The 24,630-nt window shown below is 71.4% G+C and carries 20 protein-coding genes and 2 pseudogenes; 7 read left to right on the forward strand and 15 right to left on the reverse strand.

Annotation, left to right across the window (positions count from 1 at the left end; all coding sequences use genetic code 11):
• Position 1: 1 nt before the first annotated feature.
• The 3 genes from AB0P41_RS04580 to AB0P41_RS04590 are packed head-to-tail and all read right to left on the reverse strand — an operon-like array spanning position 2 to position 7,241.
• A complete protein-coding gene (locus tag AB0P41_RS04580; protein ID WP_365930042.1) occupies positions 2–1,222 on the reverse strand; it encodes an AAA family ATPase in 1,221 nt (406 codons plus the stop codon).
• Positions 1,219–6,384 (reverse strand): hypothetical protein, encoded by a 5,166-nt coding sequence (locus AB0P41_RS04585; protein ID WP_365930044.1) that lies wholly within the window; start codon positions 6,382–6,384, stop codon positions 1,219–1,221. The genes AB0P41_RS04580 and AB0P41_RS04585 overlap by 4 nt, the downstream gene beginning before the upstream one ends.
• Positions 6,381–7,241 (reverse strand): DUF4132 domain-containing protein, encoded by an 861-nt coding sequence (locus tag AB0P41_RS04590; RefSeq protein WP_365930046.1) that lies wholly within the window; start codon positions 7,239–7,241, stop codon positions 6,381–6,383. The genes AB0P41_RS04585 and AB0P41_RS04590 overlap by 4 nt, the downstream gene beginning before the upstream one ends.
• 244 nt (positions 7,242–7,485) lie before the next feature.
• On the opposite strand from AB0P41_RS04590, the gene AB0P41_RS04595 reads away from it, so the two are divergent.
• Positions 7,486–8,706: a metallophosphoesterase gene (locus AB0P41_RS04595; RefSeq protein ID WP_365930048.1), complete on the forward strand. Its 1,221-nt coding sequence runs from the start codon at positions 7,486–7,488 to the stop codon at positions 8,704–8,706.
• A 31-nt stretch (positions 8,707–8,737) separates the two neighbouring features.
• On the opposite strand, the gene AB0P41_RS04600 is transcribed toward AB0P41_RS04595, so the two are convergent.
• The 10 genes from AB0P41_RS04600 to AB0P41_RS04645 all read right to left on the reverse strand — a co-directional run bounded on the left by AB0P41_RS04600 (position 8,738) and on the right by AB0P41_RS04645 (position 15,932).
• The gene (locus AB0P41_RS04600) at positions 8,738–9,622 is read right to left on the reverse strand and encodes an alpha/beta hydrolase fold domain-containing protein (protein ID WP_365930049.1); all 885 of its coding nucleotides are present in this window, start codon (positions 9,620–9,622) and stop codon (positions 8,738–8,740) included.
• Positions 9,623–9,744: 122 nt separating this feature from the next.
• A complete protein-coding gene (locus AB0P41_RS04605; protein WP_365930052.1) occupies positions 9,745–10,365 on the reverse strand; it encodes a bifunctional 4-hydroxy-2-oxoglutarate aldolase/2-dehydro-3-deoxy-phosphogluconate aldolase in 621 nt (206 codons plus the stop codon).
• Positions 10,366–10,376: 11 nt separating this feature from the next.
• Positions 10,377–10,724: an HPr family phosphocarrier protein gene (locus tag AB0P41_RS04610; RefSeq protein ID WP_356713283.1), complete on the reverse strand. Its 348-nt coding sequence runs from the start codon at positions 10,722–10,724 to the stop codon at positions 10,377–10,379.
• Positions 10,721–11,821, reverse strand: a complete 1,101-nt coding sequence (locus tag AB0P41_RS04615; protein WP_365930054.1) for a DgaE family pyridoxal phosphate-dependent ammonia lyase — start codon at positions 11,819–11,821, stop codon at positions 10,721–10,723. Before AB0P41_RS04615 ends, AB0P41_RS04610 begins: the two co-directional genes overlap by 4 nt.
• Before the next feature lie 100 nt (positions 11,822–11,921).
• Positions 11,922–12,635, reverse strand: a complete 714-nt coding sequence (locus tag AB0P41_RS04620) for a DUF4310 family protein (RefSeq protein WP_356713287.1) — start codon at positions 12,633–12,635, stop codon at positions 11,922–11,924.
• A gap of 12 nt (positions 12,636–12,647) precedes the next feature.
• On the reverse strand, positions 12,648–13,436 hold the full coding sequence (locus AB0P41_RS04625; RefSeq protein ID WP_356713289.1) for a DUF4311 domain-containing protein: 789 nt from the start codon (positions 13,434–13,436) through the stop codon (positions 12,648–12,650).
• A 137-nt stretch (positions 13,437–13,573) separates the two neighbouring features.
• Entirely contained in the window at positions 13,574–13,909 is a 336-nt protein-coding gene (locus AB0P41_RS04630; protein WP_365930057.1) for a DUF4312 family protein, read from the reverse strand.
• Entirely contained in the window at positions 13,909–14,289 is a 381-nt protein-coding gene (locus AB0P41_RS04635; RefSeq protein ID WP_356713293.1) for an SFCGS family glycine-rich protein, read from the reverse strand. Before AB0P41_RS04635 ends, AB0P41_RS04630 begins: the two co-directional genes overlap by 1 nt.
• A 48-nt stretch (positions 14,290–14,337) precedes the next feature.
• Complete coding sequence (locus tag AB0P41_RS04640) at positions 14,338–14,748, reverse strand: hypothetical protein (protein ID WP_356713295.1); 411 nt, start codon at positions 14,746–14,748, stop codon at positions 14,338–14,340.
• Positions 14,745–15,932: an amidohydrolase/deacetylase family metallohydrolase gene (locus AB0P41_RS04645; RefSeq protein ID WP_365930060.1), complete on the reverse strand. Its 1,188-nt coding sequence runs from the start codon at positions 15,930–15,932 to the stop codon at positions 14,745–14,747. Before AB0P41_RS04645 ends, AB0P41_RS04640 begins: the two co-directional genes overlap by 4 nt.
• A gap of 133 nt (positions 15,933–16,065) precedes the next feature.
• Here AB0P41_RS04645 and AB0P41_RS04650 point away from each other — a divergent pair, with 133 nt between their 5' ends.
• On the forward strand, positions 16,066–16,845 hold the full coding sequence (locus AB0P41_RS04650; RefSeq protein WP_365930063.1) for an IclR family transcriptional regulator: 780 nt from the start codon (positions 16,066–16,068) through the stop codon (positions 16,843–16,845).
• Between the two features lie 53 nt (positions 16,846–16,898).
• Here the strand turns inward: AB0P41_RS04650 and AB0P41_RS04655 are convergent, their stop codons facing one another.
• Entirely contained in the window at positions 16,899–18,650 is a 1,752-nt protein-coding gene (locus AB0P41_RS04655; protein WP_365930065.1) for a hypothetical protein, read from the reverse strand.
• A 251-nt stretch (positions 18,651–18,901) separates the two neighbouring features.
• Here AB0P41_RS04655 and AB0P41_RS04660 point away from each other — a divergent pair, with 251 nt between their 5' ends.
• Entirely contained in the window at positions 18,902–19,558 is a 657-nt protein-coding gene (locus AB0P41_RS04660) for a YceI family protein (protein ID WP_356713303.1), read from the forward strand.
• Here AB0P41_RS04660 and AB0P41_RS04665 read toward each other — a convergent pair.
• Positions 19,462–19,908, reverse strand: a pseudogene (locus tag AB0P41_RS04665) (helix-turn-helix domain-containing protein); the annotation flags it as partial. The gene AB0P41_RS04660 and the pseudogene AB0P41_RS04665 sit on opposite strands and share 97 nt — an antisense overlap.
• 2 nt (positions 19,909–19,910) lie before the next feature.
• On the opposite strand from AB0P41_RS04665, the pseudogene AB0P41_RS04670 reads away from it, so the two are divergent.
• The 4 genes and pseudogenes from AB0P41_RS04670 to AB0P41_RS04685 all read left to right on the forward strand — a co-directional run.
• Positions 19,911–20,293, forward strand: a pseudogene (locus AB0P41_RS04670) (TetR/AcrR family transcriptional regulator); the annotation flags it as partial.
• Positions 20,294–20,374: 81 nt separating this feature from the next.
• Positions 20,375–21,184 (forward strand): SAM-dependent methyltransferase, encoded by an 810-nt coding sequence (locus AB0P41_RS04675; RefSeq protein ID WP_365930729.1) that lies wholly within the window; start codon positions 20,375–20,377, stop codon positions 21,182–21,184.
• Between the two features lie 210 nt (positions 21,185–21,394).
• Positions 21,395–22,195 carry an SAM-dependent methyltransferase gene (locus AB0P41_RS04680; protein WP_365930067.1) on the forward strand — a complete coding sequence of 267 codons (801 nt, stop codon included), beginning with the start codon at positions 21,395–21,397 and terminating at the stop codon, positions 22,193–22,195.
• Between the two features lie 173 nt (positions 22,196–22,368).
• A complete protein-coding gene (locus AB0P41_RS04685) occupies positions 22,369–24,630 on the forward strand; it encodes a protein kinase (RefSeq protein WP_365930069.1) in 2,262 nt (753 codons plus the stop codon).

Raw genomic sequence — 24,630 nt, forward strand, 5'->3', positions numbered from 1 at the left:
GTCAGTTCTCCAGCACCGTGCGCAGGTCCCACAGGGCACGCCAGGTGGCCGACCCCTGCTCCGCGCGCCTGCGCACCGGCCCGTCCCAGTAGCCCAGGAGCCGCGCCGCGTCGGCGGGGTCGTCCTTCCGTACGACGCCCAGCAGATGGCCGGGCACGAGCGAGAGCACGTCCCGGTCGCCGGGGAAGTACGCGGCGGCCAGGCCCAGGGAGCCCGCGACGGAGACCGCCTCCGCCGTGCTCATGACCGTGGAGGGGCGCTCGACCTCCCAGCCCTCCGCGGAGCGGCCCTCGCGCAGGTCCCGGAAGGCGGTGACAAGGGCTTCGAGGACCGCGTCGTCCACCTGGTAGGAGGCGCCCACGCGTTCGACGGCTGCCCGCGACTGACGCCGGACGAGCGCGGTCTCGGCGTCCACGTCCCCGATGGGGCCCACGGTCTCGAAGTTGAAGCGCCGCTTCAGTGCCGCGGACATCTCGGAGACGCCCTTGTCCCGCAGGTTGGCGGTGGCGATGAGCGTGAACCCTGGGGCCGCATGCACCTGGGCCCCCTTCCCACCCGCGAGTTCGGGGACGGCGATCCGCCGCTCGGAGAGCAGGGACACGAGTGCGTCCTGGACCTCCGGCAGGCAACGGGTGACCTCCTCGACGCGGGCGACGGCTCCCCGGGTCATGGCGGCGAGCACCGGGGAGGGCACGAGGGCCTGCTGGGTGGGGCCTTGGGCGAGCAGGAGCGCGTAGTTCCAGCCGTACTTGAGCTGGTCCTCGGTGGTGCCGGCGGTGCCCTGCACGGTCAGTGCGCTGGTCCCGCAGACGGCCGCCGACAGCAGCTCGGAGAGCATGGACTTGGCGGTGCCCGGCTCGCCCACGAGGAGGAGCCCGCGCTCTCCGGCCAGGGTGACCACGCACCGTTCGACCAGGGCGCGCTCGCCGACGAACTTCTGCTCGATCACCAGGCGGCGCGGCACCCCGGCTCCGGGCCGGGCGTCCTTCGGCATGCTCAGTGCCTCGCCCGCGCTGCCCATCACGAAGGTGACGACGGCGCGCGGGGTGAGCAGCCAGCCGGGCGGGCGGGGACCGGTGTCGTGGGCGGCGAGGAAGGCCAGCTCGGTGGCGTACCGGTCCTCGGGTGGCGTGACCTGGCGGTGCTCCCGGGCGGGCGCCGTCGCCTGGCCGGGGACGCCGCCCGTGGTGCTGTCCTCGGTGGTCGTGGTGTCGTTCGTCATCGGCGGCGGCCCTTCCGGGTTGCGCGGGTGTCCAGTTCTTCGAAGGCCGGGGCGTCGCCGCCGCGGACCCGAGCCCAGGCTGCTGCGAACAGCGCGGGCACGGGGAGGCCGGGCAGGGTCCGGGCGGACCCTCCCACGGGGTACAGGCGTTCCTTCCAGGTTTCCAGCGGCAGCCCGGGGGCGCCGCGTTCGATCCAGCCGCAGGGGAGGAACAGGGTGCGGCCGGCACGGGAGCGCTTCGCCTCCACCACGAGGCCGGTGGCGGCGAGCTCCGCCCTGGCCTTCTTGACCCGTGCCGGCTTCCACCCGGTCCAGCGGACGCAGTTGCGGTCCGTCGGGTCGGGCAGGGCCAGCAGCATCAGGTAGAGGGCGGCGGTGTCCGCGCTCAGGCTCAGGGCGGCGGCGGCCTCGGCCACCAGGTCGGGCACCGCCCGCGTCGGGTCCTGGGCCGGGTGGTGCGGGGAGCCGTCGGGGGCACCCCCCGAGACCAACGCGTCGGTCTCCTCTCCCAGCAGTGCGCGCAGGGCGAGCAGGTCGTGGGTGCTGTGGACGCCGACGATGCCCTCGACGAGGCCGAACGCCGGGTCGTCGGGCCCTGCCAGCCCGGCCGGGCGAATGAGCAGCTTCTCGTTGCTGCTGTGGCCGGGCGCGAGGAGCAGCGCCGCGCCGGCGCGGACCAGACCGTCGGCGCCGGCGCCACCGGACTCGGGGAGTCCGTGGGCGGCGCGGACGGCGCGGCCGGTAGGGCCCCCCGACTCGGCCCAGTCCAGGCCGAGGTCCAGCACGAGGCCCGGATCGGCGAGGCGCCCGCGCAGGACCGCCAGCCCGATGGGCAGGTGCGCCCGCAGGGGGTGCCCGTACGGCAGCGTGTAGGCGAGGGTGCGCAGGGCGGTCAGGGCCGCGTGGACCGCACCATGTGCGCCCACCCGGCGCAGGCCGGGGCGGCCGGTGCCGTCCTGGATGTCGGTGCCGTGGGAGAGCCAGTTCCGGTGGCCGGCGTTGAGGATCAGGTCGACGGCGCCAGGGGTCGTACCCGACAGGTCGAGGTCCAGTTCCTCGGGGACACGGACGAGGGAGCTCAGGCGCTTCTGCCAGACCTCGGCGGCGGTTCGGACATCGGGACCCGTGGACCACAGTTCGGCCGGGTCTGCGGGCAGCAGCGCCTTCAGCAGGGCATGCCGGTCGTCACGGGGCAGGGCGGCCAGCCTGGCCTGGGTCGCCTCGAAGGCACGTGTCTTCGTCCCGAGCAGCGCGAGTGCTTCGGGGCCGGGCTCCTCGACGGCTGCCGACAACAGGGCGGCGGACTGGAGTGGGCCGATCCCGGTGGCCGTGTGGAAGGCCTCGGCGGCCTCCGGACGCCAGGGCGCCGGGCCCTGTTCCCGTACCAGTGCGGTGAGCCGGGCGAGCCGGTCCCGGGCGATGCCCTGCCGGTGAATGTGCTCGCGGTCGAGGGTGAAGCCGGCGACAGGGCCGAAGGCGCCGGTCGGGTCGTGGTCGAGGGCAAGCCAGCGTGCCGCGTCGTTCCGGGAGTTCCGGCCGCGGTTGGCGATGACCACGACGGTGCGGGCGCCCTTGCGCAGCACCTGGCCGAGGCGGTGAACGGCCTCGGGGCGTCCCGACCCGGGTGCCCCTTCGACGAACGGCTCGACGAGCTCCACCTGCCGGACCGTGCCGGCCGGGTCCGCCAGCGGACCTGCGGCGAGGGTTTCCAGCAGCACGAGGAGACCGGTGCGATGCTCGGGGGAGGTGGTCGCCGAGGCTGCCCGGTAGGCCAGTTCGGGCAGTTTGTCGAGGAGCGAGGTCCAGGTCGAGGCGTCGCCGGGCACGGTGTGCTCCTCCCGCTGCCAACCGTCCACGGGGGTGAACGCAACCTTGGACGGCGTGGGCGGGCCGAACGCGGGCTCGCCGCCGAGGACATGGTTGACGGCGAGGATCTGCCGGATCACGGTCCACCGGAGACCGCTTCCCCACCAGCCGCCGTGCATCCGCTCGGAACCCCAGGCAGTGGCGTTCCGCAGGGTCATGTCGTCGGCGTGCTCCGGCTCACGTTCGAAGAACATGCCCTGGGTGCGGGCCATGTTCCGGGGGGTGGCCGGCTGCGCGGGCTCGGGCGGTTCCAGGTACCGGGCGGCGGCGTCGGCCCGGTCCACGGCGTTCCGGACGATCGCGGTGACGCCCGCGAGGAGCCGTGGGTCGGACACCTCGGGCAGCACCCGGGCGACGGCCTCCTGGCTCAGTTCCCGCGACGAGGGCCCGGTGTACTCCTCGACGGCCCGGAACGCCTCCAGGTGCCGGGCGACCGCGGCGGCGACCTCCTTGAACAGTTCCTTGGCGCGGGAGTCAGTCAGGTCGCGCAGGGCGGCGGAGCCCCGCTCGTCCCGCGGGCGCAGGGCGTGCCAGTAGGCGACGGGAGGCAGGTAGGGGGTGCCCGCGGCGTTGTTCCCGCCGGCGGAGCCGGGGGTGACGGACCAGAGGCTGCCTCCGATGCCGTCCGTGTCCTGCGGGTGTGCCTCGACGGAGCGGTGACGCAGGGCCATGACCGGCCGTGACCCGCCGGGCAGGGTGAGGGCGCCGAGCGGCACCGGGGAGCCGCCGTCGGGCAGCGGGTGCGGCAGGGTCACCGTGTGGCCGTCGGGGGTGCCGGCGACGATGCGGTGCCCGTCGGCGGGGGCGGCCGTGCCGGGCTCGGTCACGGTGCGGCGGACCCAACGGCCGAGGACCGTGCCGTCCGTGCCGAACGGGGTGCTCTCCAGACCGGGCTGGACGGGCAGCACCTGGCAGTGCTCGGCGAGCAGCCGGCTGCCGTCCCGCGCCCCGGAACGGAGGAACGCGGGGAGGGACGCCCGGCCGTGCGTGCCGCCCGCCGGGTCGTACTCCAGCCACACCCGCTGCGTGCCCTGGTGGCCTTCCCGCCAGTGGCCGGTGCCGTCGGAGATGACGGCGCGCTGAGGCGGCAGCGAGGTGTCGCCCGCGTGCAGGGCCTTGCCTCCGGTGGCGCGGCCGCCGTGGGGCAGCGGCAGGCAGACCTGGTCCGACGGGCCGGAGCCGCCCCAGCGGGGGATCTGCTCGCCACCGACGCCGAACACCTCGGCGGGGCGGTGCGACCAGTAGCCGCGCTGTTTGCCGTCCTCCCACCAGATGACCAGCAACTCGCCGTCGACGTACCGGAAGGCGAGTGTCCGCCAGTGGTCGACGGTGGCGGGCACCCGCAGGGTGTGCCGCAGCAGAACGCCGTCCGGGCCGATGACGACGGCCCGTTCGAGCGTGTTGAGGATCAGCGCGGGCCAGGCACCGGTGACGCCGACGCCCTCCGAGCGCCGGTGCCGCGGGCCCGCGGCGGCGGCCTCGGCTGCCTCGGCGGCCAGTTCCGCGTAGACCTCGTCCAGTGCGGACCAGCCGAGTTCGTCGAGAACGCCGGTACGCAGGGTGGAAGCGAGCAGGGGCACCACGTCGTGGCCCTTGAGGAGTCGCACGGCCTCCGGAGCGACGTCCGCGACCACGGCGCGGAACGCCGAGAGCCTGTTGAGAGCGGTGTGCAGCCCGGGGAGTCCTCGCGCGGTCGTGTACTCCTCGGCGCGGGCGGTCATCCACTCCCGCAGGATCTCGGAGAGCACCGGGTGCGCGGCCAGCTTCGCCATGCCCGCGTCGTCCAGCTGCCGGCCGTGCCGGTCGCCCAGGCCACCGACGTCCCGGCTCAGCAGGGCGCGGAACACCGGCCGTTCGGCGACGGCGGTGAGATCCCGCGCGCCGGGCGTGGTGTCGGTGAGCCAGGGGCCGCAGGAGACGCCGAGCGACCGTGTGCCCGCGTCCTGCTCGGCCGGCTCGGCGACAGGCACGCCGGAGGCCAGGCAGAGATCGAGGAGGTCCAGATCGGCGGTGCGCTGCCAGCGGCCCTGGAACAGCTCGACGGGGCGCCCGTCGGTGCGCAGCCGGTCCGCCATCCGGGCGACGAGGTCGAGGGTCTGCGGGCTGCGGCCCGAAGTGGCCCGGTTGCGCCGGCGGTGGGCCTCCCAGCGGGCGAGCCAGTCCGCCGGGGAGACGGAGGCGTCGATGGGGGCGGCGGAGGCATCCGGGAGGGTTGTCAGCAGGTCCTCGGCGCCGGAGTCGGCCAGCAGGACGAGCCAGTCGGATTCGCCGTCCGTGTCCCGGCCGCTCTCCGTGAAGGTCTCCGGGAACAGGCCGAGGAGCCGGGCCCGCACGTCACCGTCCCGTCGGGCGAGGGAGACGAGCGCGGACCGGTAGGCCGTCCAGAACGAGGCGGGAGCGCGGACGACTCCGGGGGAGCCGATCAGATCGGCCACCAGCTCGCGTTCGGCGGTCTCGCGGTCCAGCCCGGCGGCTTTGACCAGCGTGCGCACGTCCTGCGGCAGCGCCGCGTAGGGCGGCATGCCGGCCGCGCAGCGCTCGACCAGCAGGCGACGGAACTGCGCCCAGGCATCCGCCGGTGCGAGCCGGGCGACCAGATCGCGCACGTACTGTCGCAGTGCCTTGACCGTCAGCGCGCCGGCGAGGGCGAACTCGAGGAAGACGGCCCGCTGCCGGTCCTCGTCCACGACCAGCCCGTGCACCCGCTCGGCCTCGCGGGCCTTGCCGAAGAAGGACGCGGCGTAGGTGGTGTTCTCGGCCTGGAGGAAGAGGCGCGCCACCTGCTCGTAGTAGGTGGGGAGGAAGTGGGGCACGGCCCGGCCGAGCCGGGTGCCGAGCGCGTCGAAGCCCTCCTTGGCCGCCCCCGCGCGGGTCTTGGCCTGCCGGCCCAGCCGCTCGATGTCCTTGACCAGGGCCAGGGCGTGATGGCCGTTGGCCGGGTCGTTGACCAGGGCCCAGGCCGGGAAGCCCAGCGTCTCGCGGCGCACCTGGCCCACGACGGGGGCCTCGGCGGCCCGGGCCAGCCCGAGGAACTCCAGGGCCAGGTCCTCGGCTTCGCCGAGTGTGCCGGGCACGAGCCGGACCACGGAGCGGTCGCCGAGGGCGGTGTGCGTGTACGTGCGGGCGGTCAGCGCGTCGGCGTCGTCCCCGTCGGTGGTGCCGGCCGGAAGGATCGCACCCGCGTCCAGCAGGGCCGCCGCGCCGGCGGCGTGGGTGCTCCCGCCCCGGGCCTGGGCGGGGAGGGGCGCCGTGCCCGCCGCCCTGTTCGTGCCGGTGTTCGTCGTCGTGATGCTCATGCCGCCCGCTCCTCGTCCTCCACGTCGCGGCCGGCGTAGAGCGTCGCCGCCATGCGCATGCCCTCGGACCATGCGACGGGGCCGACCTCTGCCGCCGTCAGCGCGCGCCCCGCAGGGTCGGTCCAGCCCAGGGGGCCCGTCTCGGTGTCGTACTCGTCGTATCCGTCGTGCTCGCCGATCCAGATACGCGCCTCGACGGTGGCGCCGTCCTCGACGACCGGGCAGACCGCGTATCCACCGCGCGACCGGTACCCGAGCTGGGTGACACGGCCGTGCAGGAAGCGCAGTTCCTTGAACACACCGCCGGCGTAGGTGTCCATGGAGACGGTCTCCGGGGCGAGGCCCGGCGGGCGGCGCCACACCTCGCGGAACAGTTGCTCCACGTTCTGGCTGACCCCCAGTTCGACCGCGAACTCCCGCAGGTCGTCGAGGTCGTCGAGGAGGACGGGGTGGGGCACGCTGACGACGTCCGGGGTGATGCGGACCGTGTCGCCGTCCAGGTCGACGAGACCCAGACCGCGGTCGGGATCGACGTCGCGCAGGAACCCGGCCACCCCGCCGTCCGCGCCGGTGACCACCGCGTCCCGCAGGGCCGCCTGCCACGCCGGGTCGGGCCAGACCCGGGCCAGCACGGCCGTGGGGACGGGCAACGAACGCACCATCCACTGCTCGACGTCGGTCAGGCACCGGCGTTCGTGCCGCTCGAGCCACTCGGTCAACTGCCGGAGTCCGACGACCGCCGGGTCCTCCTTCAACTTGGCCGGGACGGACTTCAGCCGTCGGCCCTTTCCGTTGCGGCAGACCACCTTGCCCGCCTCCAGGGCGACTTCGTAGTCGCCCGCCGGAACCCACCCCATGCGCTGTTCTCCCCGTTTTCCCGGACGGCCGCCGGACCGGCGGCACGCTGATGAAACCCGCCGACGGCAACGCACCGTGACGAGTGGAAGAAACTCTAGGCGCCACCAGTGACAATCAGTTCGGGCGCCTCCGCCCGTCGTGCGGGCCCGCGTTCCGGAGAGCCCACCCGGATCTCCGGCTCGCGTCGCCCGGACGACCCGGTACAGTGCGCGCCGGCAACCTGGTTCCTTGAGGAGGGAAAGCGTGACGGACACCGACGAAGCCCGGTCCGCGGACGGGACGGCGCGTGCGCCCCGACGGAGCGGGCTGAACCGCCTGATGCGCTACGTCCCTCTGATCGCCCCGATCCTGCTGTGGGCTGTGCCCTGCTGGGTGCTTCTGCACACCGGCCAGCACTGGCCGCTCCCGGTGGCGCCGGTCGGCACCGCTCTGTTCGTCCTGGGTCTGGTCGCCATGCCGCTGACGATGGCGCGCGGCCACGGCCGGCGGCAGCAGGACCGGGCGGCGATCGTCGGGGACACCCTCCTCGGCGTCGCCTGGGTCTTGTTCACCTGGTCCGTCCTGCTGGGCGTCCTGCTGCGCCTCGCCCTCACCGCGACCGGCGTGGGCGACGGGCAGCACCGGGCCCGGATCGTCACCTGGGCGGTCCTCGGCGTAGCCGCCGTGCTGCTCACCTGGGGGTACGCCGAGGCCCGCCGGGTTCCCCGGGTGCGGCGGCTCGACGTACGACTCCCCCGCCTGGGAGCCGGCTTGGACGGTACCCGCGTCGTCCTGATCACCGACACCCATTACGGTCCGCTCGACCGCGCCCGCTGGTCGGCGCGGGTCTGCGCGAAGGTCAACTCGCTGGGGGCCGACCTGGTCTGCCACACCGGCGACATCGCGGACGGCACGGCACGACGCCGCCGCGCCCAGGCCGCCCCGCTCGGCACCGTGCAGGCCACTCGGGCCCGGGTCTACGTGACCGGGAACCACGAGTACTACAGCGAGGCCCAGGGCTGGGTCGACCTGATGGACGAACTGGGCTGGGAGCCGCTGCGCAACCGTCACCTGCTGCTCGAACGCGGCGGTGACACCCTTGTGGTCGCCGGCGTCGATGACGTCACCGCCGAGTCCTCCGGCCTGGCCGGACACCGCGCCCACCTCGCCGGAGCCCTGGACGGCGCCGATCCGGACCTGCCCGTCCTGCTCCTGGCCCACCAGCCCAAGTTCGTCGGCCGGGCCGCAGCCGAGGGCGTCGACCTCCAGCTCTCCGGCCACACCCACGGCGGCCAGATCTGGCCCTTCCACCACCTGGTCCGCATCGACCAGCCCGCTCTCGCCGGCCTCAGCCGTCACGGCACCCGCACTCTGCTCTACACCAGCCGCGGCACCGGATTCTGGGGCCCGCCGTTCCGGGTCTTCGCCCCCAGCGAGATCACCCTGCTCGTGCTCCGCTCCCCGCTCCCGCCCACCTCGCCGTAAGCACCGGGCCGGGCCCGGCCTGCAGGCACCTTCACCGCCCGGCGTCGGCGGCCCACTCCGAGAAGCGCTCCAGCAGGCGGTCGCCCGTCGGGTGCCGCTCGGACAGGATCGTGACCTGGAAGACGTGCGGCATCGCCTCGTACACCTCGACGGACACCCGGGTTCCGGCGTCGGACGCCGCCTGCGCGAAGCGCAGGGTGTCGTCCAGGAGCGCCTCCGCGGCCCCGACCGTGAACAGCAGCGGCGGAAGGCCGTCCAGGGCGCCGTGGATGGGTGACTGCGGGGCCTGGTCCGGCCGGGCGCCGCCCAGGTACTGGCCGACGAGCCGCGTGAGAAGAGCGCGGTCGACCCCTGAGTCGTGAGGGGCGTTGGCGTCGATGGACGGGCTGGACAGGGTGAGGTCGGTGATCGCGGAGTTGGCGATGACGGCTGCCGGGAGGGCGGTACCGGACTCCTTGAGGGCGAGCAGGGCGGACAACGCCAGCGTGGCACCGGAGGACTCCGAGAAGACGACGATCTTCGCAGCTGGCACCCCCTGTTCGAGCAGGCTCCGGTAGACGGCGACGACGTCGTCCAGCGGAGCCGGGTAGGGGTGGGCCGGGGCCAGGCGGTAGTGCACGACGAGCACCGGGCGGGCGGTCGCCCGGGAGATCCGGTGGGCCGTCAGGTTCATCAGCTCCGGCATGCGGTGCTCGAACCCGCCCCCATGGACGTAGAGCACCACGCCCTCCTCGACGGACGCCCCGCCCGCCCTCACCCAGACCGCGGGCACGCCTCCGCTCCGAGGCAGCACCGGGTCCAGTTCGGCGTCGGCCGGGAGCGTGAGGGACCGGCTCCCGAGGCCGGTCAGCTCTGCCATGACCGCGGCGGCGGCTGCGGTGGGGTCGGGCTCGGCGGGGATGTGTGTGATGTCCATGATCAGAGAGCTATCAACCCGGCATGGGGCACGGCAACGCGATTTCGTCGCGGTGAGCCGACGCGGAGTCCGCAGCGCCTTCAGGGCGCCCGCAGCGCTTGCGGAGCGCCCGGCCGCTGATCCTACGTACCGAGTGACGCGCGCAGCCGGGCGACATTGGCCTGAACGTCCCCGCCCCGGTAGAGATCGCTGCCGACACTGGCGGTGAAGGCGCCCGCTGCCAGCCAGTCGGCTGCGGTGTCCACCGTCACCCCGCCGGTGGCCATGATGCGGGCGCCCGGGAGCACGGCCAGCAGCGACTTGAGGTAGGTGAGTCCGCCGACGTGCGCGGGGAAGAGCTTGGCCACACCGCGGTCCGCAGCCGTACGCAGCTCGGTGGGGGTGAGGCCGCCCTCCACGAACAGCCGGTCCGCCGCGTCGGCGACGGGCCGCACCTCGGGCACCTGGAAGGGGCTGACGAGGAAGTGGGCTCCGGCTGTCAGCGCCTGTTCGGCGATCCGCGTCGAAGTGACGGTGCCGAGGCCGACCATGGCCTCGGGATGGTCGGCGGTCCATCCGGCCACCAGTGTCTCCCAGCCCGGTGTGGTGGCGGTGAACTCGAAGGTGGTGATCCCGGCGGCCAGCAGTTCACGGGCGACCGCGTCGGCCGCGTCGGCGTCGGCGGCTCGGACGGTCGGCACGACGCGTGCCTTGCGCAGATGCTCGATGACGTCGTGCACGGCGGGGGTCGGTTGCGTGGACACAGATGTCCCTTTCAGGCGGGGGGCGGCGCGGCGATGGCCGCGAGGGCGTCGACGACCTCGTTGCCGCCCGCACCGCGGGCCCGGATCACGATCTCGTCGCCGCAGCGGACGTTGAGCGTCATCAGCGAGAGGACGCTTCGGGCGGAGACCTCGCGGCCCGCACCGGGGCGGTCGGCGGGTCCGGGTGACCGTGCGACGGTCACCTCGCCCTCGTAACGTGCCGCGGTCTGCGCGAAGAGCGCTGCGGGGCGGGCGTGGAGGCCGGCTTTCTCGGTCACGACGAGTCGGCGTTCTACGGTAGGGATGTCCTGCTCCTCGGGTCGTACGTGTTCAGGGGCGAGCGCGGGGACGTCGGTCATCCGGCGCCGAGTATCGAGGCGAAGCGGTGCACCAGTTGTTCCTCCTCTTCGGCGGTGACGGGACGAGGGTCGACCGACAGGCGCCCGGTGGCCGCCTGGTGGTCACGCAGGTAGACCGGCGGGGCTCCTGCGGCCAGTTCCCCGGCCAGCGTGTGCGCGTCCCGCCCGGCTTCGGCGGCGTCGACCGTCAGCACGGCCCGGTGGATGTTGCGTCCGGCTTCGTCCTGCTCCACCGATCCGGTGATGCCGGGCAGAGTGCCGAGCTTCTCGGCGAGCCGGGCCATCCGTGCCCGGCCCCCGTCACCCGCGCGGTCGACGCCGTACTGCCGCAGGGCCTGCAGCAGCCCGACCACCGTCTCCTTGCCGACCTTCATCGGCCGTGCGATGCCGCTGTACTGGGCACGGCACGCCTCGATCAGCGGGGCCGTGCCGCAGACGAACCCGGAGGCCGGTCCGCCGACCGCCTTGCCTCCGCTGAACACCACCAGGTCCGCCCCGGTGGCCGGCCAGCGCCGCAGGTCGTCCTCGGCCGCCGCGTCGACGATGACCGGGATGCCGTGCCGCTTCCCGATCGTGATCATCTCCGCGAGGGAGATCTGGCCCTTGTGCACCGTGTGGTGCGACTGGATGAACAGCAGGGCCGCGGTGCGCTCGCTGATCGCGCCCTCAAGATGCGCGGGGCTCACCTTGTTCACCGATCCGGCCTCGGTGGCGCGACCACCGCCGAGGGCGATCATCTGCCGAACCGGGGCACCGAAGTTGACGGAGTGCCCCTTCATCAGGATCACTTCGTCCGGCCGTCCGCCGGCGTCCGGCAGCGATTCGATACGCGCGGGATCCGTGCCCGCTATCACCGCGGCGACGGCTATGGCGACGCCGGAGGCGGCTCCCGTCGTGGGACAGCCGTCCTCCGCGCCGGTGGCCGTGGCGATCACCTGTCCGGCCGCCCGCAGCAGGTCGTCCATCACCACATGACTGCGGGCGGCTTCACCCATGGCGGCCACGACGGTGTCGTCCAGCACACTGCCACCCAGGGCGGTCATCTTTCCGCTGGCGTTGATCGCGGGCTGCAGCCCGAGTTCTTCGTACACACCCATGGCGGGCGGCTCCTCGAGTTCGGTCGTACGGGATGTCGTTCACGGCTGTGCTGCGCCTCGGGTGGGCGTCAGGGGTCCGGGAAGGCCGGCAGGCGGCCGGTCACTTGCCGGTGAGGGGGAAGAACAGCCCGGCCGCCATCGCACCGAGGATGGCGCCGCCGGTCAGCGGCTTCTTCCACCAGTAGAAGAGGATGGCTCCGAGGGTCGATCCGAGGCCGACGGGGATCGAGGCGGTCGCGGCGGCGAGGATCACGAGGGGTCCCAGATAGCGCCCGGCCGAGTTTCCGGCGCCCATCATCACGTCGGCGCCGAAGGTCGAGCCGGCGTTCGCCGAGTTGACGGTGACCCGGCGGATCACCAGGACCAGCCAGCCGATGGCCAGGCCGATGACCGCTCCGGTCGGCAGGGCCACCCAGAAGTGTTCGAGCGGGGCGGTTATCCCGCCCGCCAGCAGCATGGCGGGAATGCCGATGCCGACGCCCGTCTGGAGCGAACCGCCGATGTCGAGGATGCCGACCATCGGGGCCTCGATGATCCTGGCGAACAGGAAGCCCGCTCCGAAGGCCGCGGCGGCGCCGTAACTGCCGTTCTCCATGCCGGCCTTGAGGAGCGCCACCACCGCCACTTCGTTGAACACACCTGTCTGGTACGTGTAGTAGAGGTGGGTCCCGGCGAAGATGCCCGAAGCGAGAGCGGCGACGAAGAAGGGGAAGGCGTATTCGGAGAGCCAGAAGCCGCCCTCCCACGGTTTGGGGTGCCGGCCGGCCTTGCCGCTGCGAGAGTCGTCACTGATTCCGATGTCCGTGGTGCTCACGTCACTTCTCTTTCACTGTCCGGTGGTGCCGGTCGTCTCGTGCAACTGGTTCAGCCAGCCAGGAACGGCGATCTTCATTTCCTGGAGCAGTTGCATGTCGACGCCGCGGAGGAAGGCGCTGACCAGGAAGAGCGCGATGACCGCTGTGGTCAGGCTCTTGGTGACGCGGTTCCAGCCCATGTCGTCGAGGCCCTTGCCGACGACGATGCCGAGCACGATGCCGGGGACCGCGTTGCCCATGACGATGTGGGCCAGTCCGCCGAGGACCGTGCCCCAGGCCCCGGTCCGCCGGCCGGCGTCGATGGCGGCCATCCAGAAGATGATCGGCATGACGGGGTTGAGCAGCCACTCGGAGGCGGGCCCGAGCACTTGGGCGGCCACGCTCTGCAGTGAGTGCGGGATGGCCGCGGCCGTGGTGTTGAGGACGGAGATCAGGACGATGCCGACGCCCATGCCGGTGAAGGCCATCCGCCGTGGGTTGTGCAGGGTCTCGGCGAGGTTCCGGTTCTTGATCATGGAGACGGACGCCGCCCAGTGCGGCAGGATCCGGTGGTCGACGTCACCGGAGAGCGCGCCTGCGCCGACGGTGCTGGCCCAGGCGTTGAAGAAGAAGCCGAATCCGAAGGAGAAGTGCGCGATCGGGTCGTTCTCGCAGGCGTTGAGCTCACCGAGCGTACGGAAGGCGCCCATTCCCTGGGCCTTGGGCGCATGGAACATACGGGCGACACCGGCGCCGGCGCCGAAGCCGACGAGCGCCCCGATGACGATCGACTCGAGCAGGATGGTGAGTGTTTCGTTCATGGATGGGTCCACTTCGATGGGACATCAGGGCCCTCGAATGAGGGTTTTGAGGCATGGCGGTACCCACGTCCGGCGGTTGCGCCGTGGAGCGGAACCGGGTCCGCCGGGCCGGTGACCGCCAGGGGCGGCGGAGCCTCCTACCTCATCTGCAGCAGGTGCTGCGTCGTGCTCAGCTTTTCCTCCCGTACGGCGAAGTCCACGCTGTCGAGGTCGAGCGAGGTGACGCGCACCCGTACGCGCACGGTGATCTCGAAGTGGATGCGCTTTCTGGCGAAGAGCAAACCGAGGAAACGTTCCGTCCTGTGGTGTTCGGCGGCCGAGAGCACTTCCAGCGCCACGGGCTCGACCCGGAACGCGATGCCGTCGCCCTTGCCGGTCGCAGCGGACTGCACCTGGCGCATGGCTGCTCCGAAGGCCCGCTCCTTCGTCGGTCCGGAGCCGGTCAGCCGAAGCGTGTGCTCCGTGGTGTCCATCAGACGCCTCCCGCCCCGCGGTCCAGCTCGGCCTGCAGCGCCTGGGCGATCTTGAAGCCGAGCTCCTCCGTGTCGAGGAACCCGAAACCGAGGACCCGCTTGCCCTGCTGGATGGCCGTGACCCCCGCTTCGGCGGTGCGCATGCCGAACTCGATGCTGTGTCCGTACTTCGCCTTGGCCGTCACCGCACCGGCCCCGCCGCTGCCGCAGAAGCTGAGGCCGAGGACGGCGCCCTCCGCCGCCATCACGTCACCGACCTTCATGTCGGCACCCGGGCCCGCTATCAGAACCGGTTCGAGTCCGGCCTTACGGACGCCCTCGGCGACCGCCTGCCCCTTGCCGAGCCGGTTGCCGATGACGATCTTCACAGTGTCTGACATGGTCTTCTTTCCTGTCGGGTTGACGGTTTGTCACGGAGAAGCGCACGCTCATACGCGGTGGCCCGGAGGCGAGGCGTCCTCCTGGAGGGCCGCCTCGAAGTGCAGGGTGAGAAGCAGCACCTCCGGATCGGTGACGGTATGCCCCCGCGCGGTGCAGAAGGTGGTGAGCAGGGACCGGACTCCTGCGAACTGCTCATCGCCCACCTCGTCGTACAGGCTCCGGTCGAGCACCGGCGGATATTCGTGTGCGTGTACCCGCCGTACGAAGGCGAGGCCGTGCGCGGCCAGAGCCAGCCGGCGGACGTCGTTCATCGCGATGCCCCGGTCACGGGCGTACCGGTCGGCGGAGGTGAGCAGTTCCTCTACGTCAGCGGCTTCCGCTTCCTTGATGTCCGTGTCCTCGGACAACAGGGCGAGCACCCGGTGCGCAGAGGTGGAACTGTGGGGGGTGCCGGTCATTCGGTGGCCTTTCGGATGTCGTGTAGGACGCCGGCCCGCACTGTGGCCACCGGCGTGAGCAGCGCCTGAGCCGTACGTGTCCGGCCTTCGGCGTCGACGAGGCGGGTGGCGCCTTCGGCCAGGTCGAGGACGGTGAGATCGGCGACCGAGCCGACCGCCAGCGTCCCCAGCTCACCGGCGAGGCCGATGGTCTCCGCCGCGGCCGAAGTGGTGGCCCGTACGGTCTCGTTGAGGGTGAGGCCGACGGCGAGCATCTTGGTCATGGTGGTGGTGAGGCTGTGTACCGGGCCCGCGACGTTCTCCTGGTGGATGTCGGTGCTTATGGTGTGCGGTCCGATACCCGCCTCCAGTGCTCGCTCCATGGTGTCGAAGGCGAAGCTGGCACTACCGTGTCCGATGTCCAGGCGGACTCCGCGCCGCACAGCGGCGAGCGCCTGGGGGATCGGGCCCGGCCCGGCGGCCGGGAACAGTCCGCCACGCTTTCCGTGGAAGGCGTGGGTGACGACGTCACCGGCCTCCAGGAGGTCGAGCACGTCGCCGAGTGCGGGAGGAGCGTTGCCGACGTGGACCATCACGGGAAAGGGCCGGCCGGTTGCGGCCGCGACCTCGGCGGCGACGCGTTTGGCCGCGCGCAGTGGTTCGAGGCCGTTCTCGCCGACGACCGATCGGCTCATCCTTATCTTGACGCCGCGGATGGTCGCCGGGTTCTCGAGAATGGTGCGCACGGTCTCGGCGTGCCGGACGCTGTCGTGTCCGGCGAGCTCCCGGGTGCCTCGGGTGAGTCCGTGGCGGGAGATGTTCAGCCAGCTCAGGATGCGGGTGCTGCCGGTGGCGACGACGGTTGCCTCGAAGTCGGCGAAGGAGTCGCAGCCCACGCTGCCCGCGTCGACGAGGGTGGTGACGCCTGCTTCGACGCCGACCGCGTCGGCCGGCGTGCCCAGACCGGTCCGGCCGTCGTAGACGTGTGTGTGGAGGTCGATGAGCCCCGGAGTGACCAGCAGGCCACGGGCGTCGAGAAATTTCTGGCACCGGGCGTCGGCGCTGCCGGGGGTGACGACGGCCTCGACACGTCCGTCCCGGACGGCCACATCGCCGGTCGCGGGTGAGGACCGGCGCGGGTCGACCAGGAGACCGCCACCGATGACCAGGTCGTACGGGGGTGACTCGTGGGAGCACGCGGACATGAACACCGCCTTGCGCTGGGGATGCGGACCCCCGGCCGAGTGGCCGGGGACCCTCACCCGCGTTCCGTAGGATAGATTGCCGTTCCGGAGAGCGGACTCGCATGACGTTAGCGGAGAGGTAACCGGAGAGACAATGGATGGCGACAAGGCAGTTTCCGAGTCACCTGGCCCGGGGGGAGCCGTCGGCAACTCCGTGGCGAAGACGCTGCGCGTGCTGGACGCGCTGGCGCAGCCGGAGGCGCCGCACCGGCTCGGAGAGATCGCCGAGCGCTCGGGGGTGCCCAAGGCGAGCGCCCACCGCATCCTCGGCACTCTGATCTCCGAGGGTTACGCGATTCCGGACGGCGAGGGGCGCTACGACATCGGTGTCCGGCTCCAGGCGATGGCCGCGCGGGTGCTGTCGGAGGACACCGTGGGCATCGGCGCCGTGCTGCGAACACTGCAGCAACGCCTGGGCCAGACGGTCCATCTGGCGGTCCTGAACGGTGACCATGCGACGTACACCCACAAGGTCGATCCGGGCCGGGCATACCGCATCGCGACCGAGGTCGGGATGCGACTGCCCCTGCACGCGACCGCGGCCGGCCTGGCGCTGCTCTCCTGCCTGCCGGAACAGGAGGCCGCAGCTCTCATGGACGGCATGGCGCTGACGGCCCTCACCGCGAGGACGGTCACGAGCAGGCGGGCACTCGAGAAGAAGCTGGTGACGGCACGCGCAGACGGTTACGCGACCGACTACGAGGAGCACGAGCAGGCGATCTGCTCGCTGGCCGTACCGGTGCTCGACAGCGAGGGATACCCGGTGGGCGCCGTCTCGGTCTCCGCGCTCACGTTCCTCGTCTCGCCCGAGGAGTTGCGGGCCTTCGCGGACGACGTACGGGTGGCCGCGACCGATGTGGCCAGACGACTGTGACCGGGGCGGCGGGGCCCCTCGCGTCCGGGCATCAGCTCACGCGGGGGCAGCCCTCAGAGTGTGAGACGGTCGGCGATGGGCTGCGCGTAGAGGATGCGGGCCCTCAGGGCCTTCGTCCGCCCGAACTGCTCGGCCAGATCGCGGAAGTGTGACACCTGTCCGTCGATCCTCTCCTGCAGTTCCTTCTCCTTCTCCTGTGCCAGTTGCTCCCTCTTCTTGAGGGCGTCCTTCGCCTGCTGACTCCGGTTCGAGTTGTCCTCGATGTTTTTCCCTAGCTTCTTGATTTCCTTCTTGACCTTGGACAGGCCGTCCTCGGCTTCGGTGATCGCCCCTACGATCCCCTTCACACCATCGACCAGTTCGGTCTCCAGCCCTTCCGCCACGTTCCCCGAGTGCAGATAGGCATCGATGTTCCCCAGGTCCTCCGGCTCGAAGCCCTTGGGCAGCGATTGCCTTTCCGGGTCACGGCCTTCCCTCTTGAAGTGGTCGTAGCCCTCTTCACCGTTCCGCCACTCGGCATGCTTGTTGTCCCGTTTCTCCCTTCCCGCGAGGGACTTCTGGAATTTGCCCGAGCGGGTCGGCGGCGCCTTGACCAGGAGGCGTTCGTACCCCGGCGCGTCGCCACCGGATGCCGTCCTGCCGTCCCCCTCACCGTTGTCGTGCCACTTCGCCATGCGGTTCCCGCCGTCACTGCCGGGCTCCTCCATGTACATGACGTTGAAGCCCAGCAGGGCCATGGCTTCGAGGTTTCCGCTGCGGAACCCCAGGTGACGGACTGTCGCGTGCCGGTGCAGGTAGTCGAAGACGAGGAACTGACCGGTGCGGGTGTCGCCACCCCACGACTGGACGTCCGATCCCTTCCAGAACTCGGTGAGGTCGACCGTCTTGAAATCGAAACCCGTGCGGTATTTCGGCTCGCCAGGCCTTTCCTCGTCGACCTCGGGACCGAAGGTCTTTGCCATGGTGGCGTACTTGCCGTTCGCCTTGCCCTGCTTCTTCTGCTTCGGCTTGGCATCGCCCACGATCATCGCCGTGTCGATTCCGTTGAGGCCGGCCAGAATCTGACCGATCCCGAAGTAGCTCGAATCATGTTCGATGTGGACTTCGTTGTTCTTTCCACTAAACCTCGACCAGAGGATCGCGATCTTCTGTCCTTCGGGACGCACACCCTTCGCGTTCAGCCATTCCGCCACGGCTGCGTCCTTGTCGCGCTTCACATCCTGCTTCTCCTCGAGACCCCAGCCCTGCCGGATGTTCCCACGCATCGTGTCACCGAAATTCGCGGCCACATAGTCGGTTGCGTTGGTGGGGAATTCGAAGTCACTGTCCAGGGGCTGTCGTCCGAACTGTTCTCTGTACAGCGTCTCCTTGTCGCTGTGCTTGACCAGATGGATGCGCCGGGGGTCGATCCTGGACTCCTGGTAGAAGGCATGGAGACCGGCCGCCTTCTTCTTGTCCTCCTCCGAGACGTAGCTGATGTAGACGTGCCTGGTCGTGTCATGCATCAGCGTCGCCGCGATCGCGAACTGGTCCCCCGAGGCATAGTGAGGCTGGACAAGGACCTTGGGGCCGGCTTCCGCCGCGTCCCCGGTCTTCTGCGTGCCGGACGGCCCCGTACCGGTTCCGGTCGCTGTCCTCTGGACCGACGGGCGCCCGCCCTGATGGAGCATCTTCGTGACGGCGGTGTTCCCCGCCGCCTGCTGGAGGCCCAGGATCCCCGGGAGCGGTGCCGCGCTCCCGGCCGGTCTCCGCACAGGCACCCGGTGGCTCGTGGCCTCGGTCCGACGGTCTTCATGCGCGTGCACCGAAGCTCCCCACCCAAGAAAGGAATTCAATCCTCCTGCATACGCCACGGCAGTACGCCCGGGCCAGGCACTCACGGGCAGAGTGGACCGGTCGAAGGGGCAATGAGTGATCGTACGCAGTCGCGGGGGAGCTGCGCTCCGTGGCGAACCGCGCGACCACGGCGTCACCCTGTGAAGGTCTGACCATGAATGTTCGGGTTCCTTGATCAGCTCTTGCGGGTGCCGCTTACCTCGGAGTAACTAACTGGTTCATGAACCTCTTCAGCCGCAGCTCCCTGCTCCGCCGCCCGGAGCCCCGCACGGAGGAGCCCGTCTCCGCCCCGGCGGCCGTGGGTACTTCGGTTCAGCCCGATCGCCGTCTGGCGGCTCTCTCCGGAGAGTGGATGATCGACCCCGCACACAGCAGGATCGGATTTTCCGTACGCCACGCCATGGTGACCACGGTGCGCGGCGCGTTCCTGGAGTACGAGAGCCGCCTCTACTTCGACGGACGCGACCCGGCGCGTTCCCGCGCCGAGATCGCACTGGCCACCGCGAGTGTCGACACCGGTGTCGAGCAGCGCGACGCGCACCTCGTCGGCCGCGACTTCCTGAACGCGGCGAAGTACCCGCGCATCAGCTTCGTGAGCACCGCCGTGCAGCTCATCGGCAAGGACGTCTACCGCATGACCGGCGACCTCACCATCCGTGGCATCACCAACCCCGTGGTCCTGGACCTCACGTACATCGGTTACGTCACCGACCCGTTCGGTTACGAGCGCGTCGGGTTCGACGGAACCACCACCATCAACCGTTCCGACTGGGGCCTCACCTACAACGCCCGCCTGGCGGAGGGCGGTGCCATGGTCAGCGAGAGGCTCCGCCTGCAGTTCGACATCGCCGCCATCCGCACTCCTTCGGCCGGCTGACCCTCTTCAGGCGGCCGGGCCGCCGGCCTCCCCCCTGAACGTGCGGCGGTAGGCGCGGTGCCGGTCCCGAAGCCGGCGTCGGCGGCGATCCGGTCCACCGCCAGGTCAGTCCGCTCCAGCAAGCGCCGTGCCCTGTCGACGCGTTGCTGGGTGAGCCACTGCATGGGCGTGAGGCCCGCCTCCTGCCGGAAGCGCCGGTTGAACGTACACACGCTCATGGAGACCTGGCCGGCCAACTCACCGAGCTTCAGGGGGCGTCCCAGGTTGCGCAGCGCGTACTCCCGGGCCGGGCCCGTCGAGCACTGCTCGGGCGGTGTGACCGGGCGGTCGATGTACTGGGCCTGACCGCCCTGAGATCGCGGCAGCCGCCGGAGTGGGCAAAGGCACCCTCTTCCGCCGCTTCGGCGACCGGACCCGCCTGATCCAGGCGTTGTACGAGGCCCGCATCGAGCCGGTGGCCGAGGCAGTGAGGTCGGGCCCGGCCCCTCTCGGCCCCTCGACGCCGCCCCGCGAACGCGTCCCGGCCCTGCTGGACGCGGTGCTCCGCTTCAAACCGGACAACCGCCACCTGGCCCTGGCCATGGAGAACGCGGGCAGTGGCAGCCCTTACGGAGCGGAGCACTACGCGTGGTGGCACCGCACACGCAAGGAGGCGCTGGAACAGATCGGGCCCGCCCCCGCTGCCGGCTTCACCGCGCACGTCGTCCTGGCCGCGACGCGTCCGACCTGATCGAACTCGCCTGCTGTCCGCGATCCTTGGGGCGTAAGTTGTGCGATGAACGGTTCACACCCCGGTTGAAAGACGGAACAGCACTCATGACCGACCACGCGACAGTGCCCGGCTCCGAGCAGGAGATCGATACCTCGGTGCCGCACTCGGCCCGGATCTGGAACTACTGGCTGGGCGGGAAGGACAACTACCCCGTCGACGAGCAGGCCGGTGACGCGTACAGCGCCGTCTTCCCCGGCATCGTCACCGTGGCCCGCAGCAGCCGCGCGTTCCTGGGCCGCAACATCGCCCACCTGGTCACCGAGGCCGGCATCCGTCAGTTCCTGGACATCGGGACGGGGTTGCCGACCGAGGAGAACACCCATGAGGTCGCTCAGCGCCTCGCCCCGGAAGCGAAGATCGTCTACGTCGACCACGATCCCCTGGTCCTCGCGCACGCCCGCGCCCTGCTCACATCGACCCCCGAGGGCGCGACCGCCTACATCGACGCCGACCTGACCGACCCCGACCGCATCCTGTCGGCCGCCGCCGGGACGCTGGACCTGAGCCGTCCCACCGCCCTGATCCTCAGCAACATCCTGGGCCACATCGCCGACTACGAACAGGCGCGCTCGATCGTCTCCCGCCTGATGGACGGTCTGCCTTCCGGCAGTTACCTCTCCATCAACGACGGTTCCCGGGGTGTCGACGCCGATTACGAGCAGGCACAGGACGCCTACAACGACACCGGGGCCATCCCGTACTTCCTTCGCCCCGTCGACCGGATCACGGCGTTCTTCGACGGCCTCGAGCTCCTGGACCCGGGAGTCGTATCGGTGCCCTTCTGGCGCCCGGACCCTTCCGCGCCCACACCCCGGCCGATCGGTGAGCACGGAGGTCTGGCCCGCAAGCCGTGACGCAGGCGTAGTGCATCCCGTAAGTCACGCCTGGAAGTGCGTCCGGACGTCGCACCCGCGCCGCGCTGACGGCCGGCCGACATGCCTCTGCGCACCGGACCCGGCCGTGCGGTCACGGTGGTCCTCGGTCTCCGTCGGACGGCGGGCCAAGGGGTACCGTGATCGCACCCGAGTCCGAACTGGCCGTCCGGCCGCACGAGGTGACGCACGATGAACGAGTACCCGCTGCCCACGCCCCACCCCACGGACGCGCATCCCGCCCGCGTCTACAACGCCTGGCTGGGCGGCAAGGACCACTACCCGGTGGACCAGGAAGCGGCCGAACTCGCCGCGGCGGCGAACCCGGCCATCGTGCCGTCGGTCCGGGCCAACCGGGCCTTCCTCGGCCGCGCCGTGCGGCACCTGTCCGCGGCCGGGGTCCGCCAGTTCCTCGACATCGGCACGGGCATTCCCGCCGCGGCGAACACGCACGAGGTGGCCCAGCAGGCGGCTCCGGAAGCGCGTGTCGTGTACGTCGACAACGACCCGATCGTCCTCACCCACGCCCGGGCGCTGCTGGTCAGCGGCGCCGAGGGGCAGACCGACTACGTGCAGGCCGACGCACGGGACGTGGACACGATTCTCGACGCGGCCTCCCGCACCCTGGATCTGGACCGGCCGGTCGGCCTGATGCTCGTGGCGATCCTGCAGTACATCAAGGACGCGGAGGACCCGTGGGACATCACCCACAGGCTGCTGGACCGCCTCGCTCCGGGCAGCCACCTCGTCCTGTCGCACCCGGCAGCGGACGTCACCGCCCCCGAGGTCGCCGAGTCCATGCGGATCTACAACGAGCGTGCCGCCGTCCACGCCTCCGCGACTCCCCGCACACGGAAGGAAGTGGAGCGCTTCTTCGACGGCCTGGAGACCATGGAACCTGGCGTGGTCACTCTGACCCGCTGGCGTCCCGGGCCGTCCGACGCTCCGGACGACACCCTGCCCATGTGGTGCGGGGTCGCCCGCAAGGCCTAACCCCGGTTACCCGGCCCCGGTCCCCCCGTTCGCGCACATTTCCGGGTGCGGGACCGGCCATCCCCTGTGGCGCGGCGGAATTCGTGCGCTGTTCCGGGCGGAAGGGGCAAAGATCGGGGCCGCCCCGTGGTCGCACCACTAATCTGTGGGGCCACGGGGGAGGTGACCGTCTCATGAAGCCACTTGGTGCTGCCGATCCGGTACGGATCGGACCGTACGCGCTGGCCGGCAAGCTCGGCGCGGGCGGGATGGGTGAGGTGTATCTGGGGCGGTCGGCCGGTGGCCGGACCGTGGCGGTGAAGGTGGTACGCGCGGATCTGGCGCACGACCCCGCTTTCCGGGTCAGGTTCCAGCGGGAGGTCTCGGCGGCACGGCGGGTGTCGGGAGCATTCACGGCTCCCGTGGTGGACGCCGACACGGAGGCCGAGATCCCCTGGATGGCCACGTCGTTCGTCGTGGGCCTCTCGCTGCACTCCGCGGTGGCCGAGCACGGACCGCTGCCCGAGGACGCGCTCCGGATGCTGACGGCCGGACTCGCGGAGGCGCTGCTCTCCGTGCACGGAGCCGGTGTGATCCACCGGGACCTGAAGCCGGCGAACGTCCTGCTGGCCCTCGACGGCCCGCACGTCATCGACTTCGGCATCGCGCGGGCGACCGACGGGACGGTCCTCACCTCGACCGGATCGGTCATCGGGTCGGCGCCGTACATGTCACCCGAGCAGGCGGTCGGACAGCAGCTCACCCCGGCGAGCGATGTGTTCTCCCTCGCCTCGACGGTCGCCTTCGCAGCGGGGGGCGCCAGCCCCTTCGGGGACGGTGCGGGGGCAGCAGTCCTCTTCCGGGTCGTCCACACCGAGCCCGACCTGTCCTTCGTCCCGGACAGTCTGCGTCCGCTGATCCGGCGCTGCCTCTCCAAGGACCCCCGTGAGCGGCCGGGCCCGCGCGAGGTGATCACGTACGCCGAACTGGCCGAGCGCGCCCGACCGTCGGAGGGCTGGGCGGGCTGGCTCCCCGAACCGGTGGCGGCGGACGTCCTCGCGGTACGGGCGGTCCTCACCGCGCTTCCCACCCCGGCCCCCACGGTGCCGTTGACCGGCCCGACCGCGGCCGTCCCCGGCGGGCCCGGCTCCCCCGGCGGCCCCGGCCGGCCTCCGAGCAGGCGCACGCTGCTGCTCGGGCTGGCCGGCGGCACGGTCGCCGCCGCCGGAGGCGGAACGGCATGGGCGCTCCTCCGGGACAAGGAGACCGCCGGGGAGGGCAAGGGCGGCACGTCCGGGAAGGGGACGGGGGCGGGCACGTCCTCACGCCCGGCGGCGGACGACGTCATGGACGCGAAGCTGGCCTGGCAGGTACGCCGGACCACGGCCGCCACGCAGGTGCTCTCCGCGACCGGTGTCGTCGCCTGCGTGTCCCTGAGCCAGGTCACGGGGATCGACGGGAACGGCAGCACGAAGTGGACGGTGAAGGCGCAGGACCACGGGCTCGCCTTCTCCGCGGCCGGCACCACGCCCAGGCCGGTCGCGGGAGTGCACGACGGCCGGCTCTACGTGGGTCTGAGCGTGATGCCCGATGCCACACTGTCCGACCCGCAGGCCACCACCCGGACGGCGCTGCTGGGCTTCCGTACGAGCGACGGCAAGGACGCCCGCACGACCACGCTGACGGAGACGGGCGGCGTGGGGCTGTCCGCCTTCTGCGGGGTGCGCGACGGCCGCGCGCACACCGTCGTCATGGGGGGCTCGGAGGCGGGAGACTTCGGCCTGTGGGCGGTCGATCTCGGCTCGCGTCGGACCGCCTGGTACGAGGACGCACAGGTGACGCCCATCTCCTGGGCCCTGCCCTCCACCGGAGGCGGGCTGGTGTACGCGGGTGTGGACCGCGTGGTCGCGCTCGACGGGAAGGGCTCGGTGGCGTGGTCGAAGAAGACACAGCCCAGCGGTGTGGCCGCCGCCGCTCCCTACGTCATGGTCATCGGCACCACAGGAATGCTGTACGCGCTGGAGCCCGGCACCGGGCGGGAGGCGTGGAAGGCCAAGGGCGTTGTCGGAGCCTCCGGCCGGGGCGACGGCATCGCCACCGACCCGACGGGCGCCGTCCTCTACACGTTGTGGAACGACAAGGGCGGCGGCTTCTCGCTCGCCGCGCTGGAGACCGCGACCGGCGAGGTCAGGTGGAAGGTTCCTGTGCCTGCCGACGCCAAGGGCTCCACCTATCTGGGCGCCCGGCTGTTGTACGCGGACGGAAACGTCTACCGGATGGGGGCGGACGGGGTGGTGTGGGCCTTCAACGCGTCGAACGGCAAGCCCCGTTGGAAGTACTCGGGCTGGAAGGGAACCAATCCCCTGGATCTCGCGTGGAGTGCCGGTGACGGCCGCCTCGGCCTGTCGAACCCCAACACCACCACGGTCGCCGCACTGAATGCGAACGGAGCCTGA

Origin of the sequence: Streptomyces sp. NPDC079167 (assembly GCF_040686735.1) — a bacterium.
Lineage (GTDB): Bacteria > Actinomycetota > Actinomycetes > Streptomycetales > Streptomycetaceae > Streptomyces.